Origin of the sequence: Microvirga arabica (assembly GCF_016811235.1) — a bacterium.
Classification (GTDB): domain Bacteria; phylum Pseudomonadota; class Alphaproteobacteria; order Rhizobiales; family Beijerinckiaceae; genus Microvirga; species Microvirga arabica.
Window position 1 is genome coordinate 38,603 of sequence record NZ_JAFBID010000048.1, and the last position, 8,381, is coordinate 46,983.

Sequence of the window (8,381 nt, forward strand, 5' to 3'; positions counted from 1 at the left end):
GTGCGCAGCGCGATTGCCCTGAAAGAGGTGGAGACCGTCAGCGAGGCCCCGCTGCCCAAGGCTCCGCCGGATATCGAGCTGGACGGCGCGGCCCTGCGCAAGTTCCCGCAGCGCTTCATCAACCGGGAGCTGTCCTGGCTGCAGTTCAACCGCCGGGTGCTGGAGGAGGCCTCGAACGGCCACCACCCGCTCCTCGAGCAGCTGCGCTTTCTCTCGATCTCGGCCGAGAACCTGGACGAGTTCTTCATGGTCCGCGTGGCGGGCCTGCGCGGCCAGGTCCGGTCCGGCGTCGCGACCATGTCGCAGGACGGGCTCTCGCCGCAGGAGCAGCTGGCGAAGATCTCCGTGGCGGTGTCGAACCTCGCCTCCGACCAGCAGAGGCGCTGGCGCGAGCTCCGGGACACGGTGCTGGAAGAGGGGATCGTTCTCGTCGAAGGGGCCGGCCTGACGAAGGCCGAGGCGTCCTGGCTCGAGGATTATTTCCTCAACCACGTCTTCCCGGTGCTGACGCCGCTCGCCATCGATCCGGCGCATCCGTTCCCGTTCATCCCCAATCTCGGCTCCTCCATCGCCCTGAAGCTGGTGCGCCAGAGCGACGGCAAGGTGCTGAACGCCCTGATCCGCCTGCCGTCGCGCGGCGAACGCTTCATCCGCCTGCCGGATTTCGCCGAGACCGGCGCCACCCGGTTCATCGCCCTGGAGCAGATGATCGTGCTCTTCACGAGCCGCCTGTTCCCCGGTTACGACGTGCAGGGGCAGGGCGCGTTCCGGGTGATCCGCGATTCCGATATCGAGGTCGAGGAAGAGGCCGAGGATCTGGTGCGCCTGTTCGAGACGGCGCTCAAGCAGCGCCGCCGCGGCAGCGTGATCCGCCTGGAGGTCGAAGCGGCCATGCCCGAGGACCTGCGCCTCTTCGTGGCCGAGGAATCGGAGGTCTCCCCCGACGAGGTCTTCATGGTCGAAGGCATGATGGGCTTGCGCGACCTGTCGCAGCTCGTGGCGCTGGAGCGGCCCGACCTCAAGTTCAAGCCGTACAATCCGCGCTTCCCGGAGCGCATCCGCGAGCACAGCGGCGATTGCTTTGCGGCCATCCGCGAGAAGGACATCATCGTCCACCACCCTTACGAATCCTTCGACGCGGTGGTGCAGTTCCTGCATCAGGCGGCCCGCGACCCGAACGTGGTCGCGATCAAGCAGACGCTCTATCGCACGTCGTCCAACTCGCCCATCGTGGCGGCGCTGGCCGAAGCGGCCGAGGCCGGAAAATCCGTGACCGCCCTCGTGGAGCTGAAGGCGCGGTTCGACGAGGAGGCCAATATCCGCTGGGCGCGCGACCTGGAGCGCGCCGGTGCCCAGGTGGTGTTCGGCTTCATCGAGCTGAAGACCCACGCCAAGCTGTCCATGGTGGTGCGCCGCGAAGGCAGCCAGCTCATCACCTATTGCCACGTGGGCACCGGCAACTACCACCCAATCACGGCCCGCATCTACACGGACCTGTCCTATTTCACTGCCGATCCGGCCATCGGCCGCGACGTGTCGCGCATCTTCAACTACGTCACCGGCTATGCGGAACCGGCGGAGTTGGAGCGCATGGCGGTCTCGCCGCTCACCCTCAAGAAGCGCCTGCTCCAGCACATCGAGGAGGAGATCGCCCACGCCAAGGCAGGGCGGCCCGGCGCGATCTGGGGCAAGTGCAACTCGCTCGTCGATCCCGTCATCATCGACGCGCTCTACGACGCATCCGCCGCCGGCGTGCAGATCGACCTCATCGTGCGCGGCATCTGCTGCCTGCGTCCCGGCATCAAGGGCTTGTCGGAGAACATCCGGGTCAAGTCCATCGTCGGGCGCTTCCTGGAGCACACCCGCATCTATGCCTTCGGCAACGGGCACGGCATGCCCAACCCCAAGGCCCACGTGTACATCTCGTCGGCCGATCTCATGTCGCGCAACCTCGATCGCCGCGTCGAGGCGCTGATGCCGATCGTCAACACCACGGTGCACCAGCAGGTGCTCGACCAGATCATGCTCGCCAACCTGCTCGACAACGAGCAGAGCTGGACGGTACTCCCCGACGGAACGAGTCAGCGGGTGGTGCCCTCCAAAGGCGAGGAACCATTCAACGCACACAAGTATTTCATGACGAACCCGAGTCTCTCAGGCCGTGGCAAATCCCTCAAGACATCCAGCCCCAAAGCGCTCGCCAAGCGCGGGCAGCGCTAGCATGCCGGCGCTCAGCTTCGAGGCTCCGGGGCGGCTCAAGCTCGGCCGTCCGGTGGCGATCATCGACATCGGCTCCAACTCCGTGCGTCTCGTGGCCTATGAGGGCCTCTCCCGCGCCGTCACGCCGATCTACAACGAAAAGGTTCTGTGCGGTCTCGGCCGCCATGTGGCGACCACCGGCCGCCTCGACGAGGAGGCGGTCGACCGAGCCCTGCGGGCGCTCGCGCGGTTCCGCGTTCTCTGCGACACGATGAACGTGTCCGACATCTTCGTGCTCGCCACCGCGGCCGCGCGCGATGCCTCCAACGGTCCGGCCTTCCTGGAGGCCGCCGCGAAGGCCTGCGGCCAGCCGATCAGCCTGTTGTCCGGCGCCGAGGAGGCGCGCGCTTCGGCGCTCGGCGTCATCGCGGGCTTTCACGATCCGGACGGCATCGTCGGCGACATGGGCGGCGGCAGCCTGGAACTGGTGGACGTGCGCGGCTCGCAGGTGGGGCAGGGCATCACCATGCCGCTCGGCGGTCTCGCCCTGCAGGATGTCAGCGGCGGCTCGTTGAAAAAAGCCCAAAGGATCGTGCGTGAAGCGCTTGAGCGCGCACCGGAATATCTCGAAAACCTGCATGGCCGCACCTTCTATGCGGTGGGCGGCACCTGGCGTGCGCTCGCCAAGCTGCACCAGGCGGCGCGGGACTACCCGCTCCACGTGATGCACGGCTATCTCATCGAACCTGACGACGGTCTCGACTTCCTGCGCCTCGTCGAGGAGGCCGATGCCAAGACGCTGAAGGATATCGAGAGCGTTTCAGAGGCCCGCCGCCCGCTGCTCGCCTACGGGGCCATGGTGCTGGAGGAGATCATCCGCCTTGGACAGCCGATCGAAGTCGCAATCTCGGCCTTCGGCGTGCGCGAGGGCGTGCTGTTCGACAAGCTCGATGCCGCGACGCGCGAGCGCGATCCGTTGATCGCTGCCGCCAGCGACCTCAACCTCCTGCGCTCCCGCTCGCCGCGCCACGGCGAGGAGCTGTGCCAGTGGACCGAGGCCTTCATCCGGAGCCTCGGCCTGCCCGAGGTGGAATACGACATCCGCCTGCGCCGTGCGGCCTGCCTGCTCGCCGATATCGGTTGGCGCGCCCATCCCGACTACCGGGGCGAGCAGAGCCTCAACCTCATCGCCTACGGGGCCTTCGCCGGGCTCGACCATCCGGGCCGCGCCTATCTCGCCCTGTCGATCTTCTTCCGGCACGAGGGGCTATCGCCGGACAAGGTGGGCTCCCGCATCAAGACGCTCGCGGGCCCGCGCCTCCTGGAGCGCGCCCGCCTGCTCGCGGCGCTCATGCGCGTGGCCTATCCGGTCTCGGTCGCCATGGAGGGCGTGCTGCCGCAGGTGCCCCTGCTCGCCCGGGGCAACCAGATCGTGCTGCAGCTGCCGGCCCACCTGGAGCCGCTCGCCAACGAACGCCTCATGGGCCGCATGCGCGGCTTGGGCAAGCTTCTGAACATGGATACCGTGATCGAGATCGTGTGAGCCGATGGCCGAGATCAAGACCACGGCCTCGCGCATCGTCTACGAGAACCGCTGGATGCGCGTGCGCGAAGACGCCATCGAGCGACAGGACGGCTCGGCGGGAATCTACGGCGTCGTCGAGAAGGCGGATTTCGCCGTCATCGTGCCCCTCGACAACGGCCTGATCCACCTAGTGGAGCAGTATCGTTATGCCGTGCAGGGCCGCTACTGGGAGCTGCCGCAGGGGTCATGGGAGAACGCACCCGGCACCGATCCGCTGGACCTCGCCCGGGCCGAACTGCGCGAGGAGACGGGGCTGACGGCCGCTAGCATGACCCATGTGGGCCATCTGTTCGAATGCTACGGCCACTCGACCCAGGGCTACCACATCTATCTGGCGCAAGGACTTCAGGCGGGCGAAGCGCAGCGCGAGGCATCCGAGCAGGACATGGTGAGCCGCGCGTTCCCGGTTGCAGAGGTGCTGGCGATGATCACCGAAGGAGTGATCAAGGATTCAGCCACCGTTGCTGCCTTGGGAATGCTGCGGCTGAAGGAGCTGATCTAGAGCCATTTCGAAGGCTTTGGACCAAACGATTTCGCGGGCTGCGTTATACAGGGCGGCTGAGTTCAACGAAGAGCGGACAATGCGTTCACGATTGCCTCGAACAATCGAGTCGTACCGCTGAGGTTGCGCCAGTGATTCTGACGTAAAGTCAGGCTGAAGATATGTAACTATACATAGTCACATGCAACACAATGTGTGCTGACGCACAAGTCACAAACAACGCTCCATGTCGTTTCATGCAGCTAAGCTTATGATAACTCTAGGTTAAGTTGCGACACTAACAATTTCATCACGGTGTTGATGAGCTAGGAATACTTGTCGCTGCGATTTCCGTATGCATTAACGCCGATCCGCATTTTCAGAAATGCAAACACCAATTGTCATTTCGCATTGAGTGAGGATCAGCATGACATCCGGCCAAACCAACTTCGATGAACTTTCACGCCTGAATGCAGCAGGCGCTCTCGCAGCAACGCCGACACCCACAACAGGCAACGATGTGATCAATGGATCGGATGATGCCGATGTGATTGATGGTCTTGCCGGACACGACACGATTTATGGACACGACGGGAACGATTCTCTCACCGGAGGCGAGGGCAATGACGTTCTGCATGGCGGCATGGGTAACGACACCCTTTTGGGCGGCGACAACAACGACGACACTCTCATCGGCGGCGCGGGTGCCGACAGGCTGGAAGGCGGCACGGGCGTCAGCTACAGAGACTATGTCTCGTATGAAACGGCCACGAGCGGTGTCGTGATCAACCTCAAGAACATCGCTGCAAATACCGGCGATGCCTTTGGAGATCAGTATCTCGATATCGAAGGATACATCGGCACGAACTTCAACGATCTGATCATCGGCAATGCCGGAAACCCCGATGGCAGAAGGCATTTCTTCTCGACTGGAGCTGGCAACGACACCGTGATCGGTGGATCGGGCTACGAGGCAATGGACGGCGGCGAGGGCGTCGACACAGTGTCGTATCAGTTCTCCGACAAAGGCGTTTCCGTCAGCCTCAATGCCGGAGGTGGCGGCAGCAACGATTCCCTGAACGATACCTGGATCAACTTCGAGAACGTCATCGGTACGGACTACAAGGACTCCCTCTCCGGCAATGCCAGCGACAACTACATCCAAGGCGGGAAAGGTGATGATCTTCTGGTCGGCTACGGCGGAAACGACACGCTCGACGGCGGCGAAGGAGCCGAGGATCTGCAGGGGATGAGCGGCAACGATACCTACATCATCGACAACGCAGCCGACTACATCCGCGAGGCGTCCGGAAACGGTTGGGACACCGCCATCGCGAGCACCTCTTACAGTCTACAATATGCCGAGGTCGAAGTGCTGCAGGCTGCGGCTGGTACAAGCCCGATCAACCTGACCGGCAATGAGTACACGCGCGTTATCGTTGGGAACGAGGGCAGCAACATCCTTCATGGCAAAGGCGGAGCCACCCGCATGGAAGGCGGCGGCGGCAACGACGTCTACTATGTGGACAATGTCGGCGACCAAGTGATCGACAGCAGCGGTTATGATGTCGTCTATGCTTCGACCACTTTCACCCTGAGCCCGGATTCGGATATCGAGTTCGTCTACTTGACCGGAAGCGCCGCCTCTCTCACCGGCAATAGCCATGACAACATCCTGCTCGGCACGGGTGCGAAGAACACGCTCAACGGCGGTGCAGGGCACGACAAGATCTACGGCAAGGGCGGCAAGGATCTGGTGATCGGTGGATCGGGCAACGACAAGTTCATCTTCGACACCAAGTTCGCGAAGTCGAACGCGGACACGATCAAAGACTTCAAGAGCTCGGCTGACGATCTGTGGCTGGAGAACTCCCTGTTCAAGTCCAACAAGTCGCTCTACGCCAGCATCAAGAAGGGCACCGAAAACAAGCCGCTCAAGCTGAAGAAGGCGTTCTTCACGGTGGGCGACAAAGCCAAAGACCGCGACGACTTCTTCGTCTACAACAAGAAGACGGGCGTGCTGTCCTATGACAAGGATGGTTCGGGTTCTGCCGGCATGACCGAGATCGCCAAGCTCAGCAACAAGACCACGTTGAAGTACGCCGATCTCCTCTTCATCTGATCTCAAGCACGATCAAACCAAAGAACCCCGCGGGAAGCCGCGGGGTTTTTGTTTATACAGAGAGATATAAGCCCGCTATGGCGTCAAGCCGCCCCAATCTCCCTGAGCTTCACCCGCCCTCGCTCCAGCACCAGCCCGAGCTGACCGTTCTTGAGCGCCAGCGCCTTCTCGCCGAAGAGCTTGCGGCGCCAGCCGTGCAGCGACGGCACGTCCGCGTCGTCGCTGTCGGCGATGGCCTCCAGCTCCTCGACGGTGGCGATGATCTTGGGCGCAACACCTTCCTGCTCGGCCACGGCCTTGAGCAGGACCTTCAGCAGGTCGACCACGGAGCCGGTGTTGTTGCGGCCGCGGCTGCGCTCCGGCATGGGGATCGTGGCCGGATCGCGGGCGAGGGCCCGCTCAACGGCTTCGAGGATTTCGCCGCCGGTGCGGGAGCGCTCGAAGCCGTTGGGGATGGTGCGCAGGCGCCCGAGGGCCTCGACGCTGCGCGGCGCCGAAGTCGCGATGTCGATCACCGCGTCGTCCTTGAGGATGCGCCCGCGGGGCACGTCGCGGCTCTGCGCCTCGCGCTCGCGCCAGGCCGTGACCTCCATGAGGATCGCAACCTCCTTCGACTTGCGCAGGCGTCCGGCGAGGCGGCGCCAGGCATTGTCGGGATTGGCCTGGTAGGTCTCGGGCGAGGTGAGGATCGACATCTCCTCGCCGAGCCATTCGAGCCGGCCGTTCGCCTGCAGCTGGCTCACGAGAGCCTCGTAGACCTTCACCAGATGGGTGACGTCGGAGAGAGCGTAGGTGAGCTGCGCGTCCGAGAGCGGGCGGCGCGACCAGTCGGTGAAGCGGGAGGACTTGTCGATCTTCGCCTTGGCCAGATCGTTGGCCAGCTGCTCGTAGGAGACCGAGTCCCCGTAGCCGCACACCATGGCGGCCACCTGCGTGTCGAACAGCGGCTCGGGCACGATGCCGCCGAGATTCCAGATGATCTCCAGGTCCTGCCGGGCCGAGTGGAAGACCTTCACCACGTCCCGGTTCGCCATGAGCGCCATGAACGGCTCGAGGCTCATGCCCTCGGCGAGCGGGTCGATCAGGACCGCGTCTGCGGGATCGGGACCCGCCATCTGGATCAGGCAGAGCTTGGGGTAATAGGTGGTCTCGCGCAGGAACTCCGTGTCGACGGTGACGAACGGATGCTGGCTGAGGCGGCTGCAGGCGGCGGAAAGCGCGTCGGTGGAGGTGATCAGGTCCATGAAGCGTTCATAACGCATCCTGGAAAGGCTCGCGAGTCCGTCCGCCAGCGATCCACCGCTTGCTCCAAACCCCCCATGACCGGGCAGGTTGACTCGGCTTCTTAAATAATTGTTATGATGTATCACTGGCTCTGTGGCCAGGAGGGTGCCGGTACGGCATTCAAGCAACAGGGGGGAGGTCTTCATGAAGACCATCATTGAACTGAACAAGGATGAAGCTCCGGTCGAGCTCAGCGAGAAGGAACTCGCCGAGGTTGGCGGCGGACGCCGGATCATCCTCTACTAAGTCCCTTCCGGCTTGGCCGGTTCAGGGGCGGGGCGCAGCTCTCAAGGCTGCGCCCTTTTTCATGCCCGCCCGAGCCCGGGGGAGAGCCGCGCCGCTTCCGTGAAAGCCAGCGCGTCACCATCCATGGGCGGGGAGACCCGGCCCTCGCGCAGCACCACGATGCGGTCGGCGGCGCGGATCGTCTCCGGCCGGTGGGCGATGACGATGCGGGTGATCTTCAGCTCCGCTAGCGCCCGGTTCACCTCGCGCTCCCTGTCGAGATCGAGGCTCGACGTGCCCTCGTCCATGAACAGCATGCGCGGACGGCGGTAGAGCGCGCGGGCGAGCAGCACCCGCTGGCGCTGGCCGCCCGACAGGGTGGTGCCCATGTCGCCGATGAGCGTGTTGTAAGGCTTGTGGGGATTCATCGTGAATTGATGACGGCGGCGGCGAGATAGATCATTGCGGAGAAGCTTTGGTCGGTC

At 63.8% G+C, this 8,381-nt stretch carries 6 protein-coding genes; 4 read left to right on the plus strand and 2 right to left on the minus strand.

All coding sequences use genetic code 11. The annotated features are described in order from the left end of the window. Positions 1 to 27: 27 nt before the first annotated feature. The 4 genes from JQC81_RS20805 to JQC81_RS20820 all read left to right on the plus strand — a co-directional run bounded on the left by JQC81_RS20805 (position 28) and on the right by JQC81_RS20820 (position 6,387). On the plus strand, positions 28 to 2,220 hold the full coding sequence (locus JQC81_RS20805) for an RNA degradosome polyphosphate kinase (protein ID WP_376772427.1): 2,193 nt from the start codon (positions 28 to 30) through the stop codon (positions 2,218 to 2,220). A 1-nt stretch (position 2,221) separates the two neighbouring features. Continuing rightward, positions 2,222 to 3,742 carry an exopolyphosphatase gene (gene ppx, locus JQC81_RS20810; RefSeq protein WP_203273673.1) on the plus strand — a complete coding sequence of 507 codons (1,521 nt, stop codon included), beginning with the start codon at positions 2,222 to 2,224 and terminating at the stop codon, positions 3,740 to 3,742. Between the two features lie 4 nt (positions 3,743 to 3,746). Then, positions 3,747 to 4,286 carry an NUDIX domain-containing protein gene (locus JQC81_RS20815; RefSeq protein WP_203273674.1) on the plus strand — a complete coding sequence of 180 codons (540 nt, stop codon included), beginning with the start codon at positions 3,747 to 3,749 and terminating at the stop codon, positions 4,284 to 4,286. Positions 4,287 to 4,692: 406 nt separating this feature from the next. Further along, positions 4,693 to 6,387 (plus strand): calcium-binding protein, encoded by a 1,695-nt coding sequence (locus tag JQC81_RS20820; protein ID WP_203273675.1) that lies wholly within the window; start codon positions 4,693 to 4,695, stop codon positions 6,385 to 6,387. Positions 6,388 to 6,470: 83 nt separating this feature from the next. Here the strand turns inward: JQC81_RS20820 and rnd are convergent, their stop codons facing one another. Together rnd and JQC81_RS20830 are read right to left on the minus strand one after the other, a co-directional pair. Continuing rightward, on the minus strand, positions 6,471 to 7,631 hold the full coding sequence (gene rnd / locus JQC81_RS20825) for a ribonuclease D (protein WP_203273676.1): 1,161 nt from the start codon (positions 7,629 to 7,631) through the stop codon (positions 6,471 to 6,473). 345 nt (positions 7,632 to 7,976) lie between these two features. After that, positions 7,977 to 8,381, minus strand: a 405-nt coding sequence (locus JQC81_RS20830; RefSeq protein WP_203273677.1) for an ATP-binding cassette domain-containing protein, incomplete at its 5' end; no start/stop codon positions are given.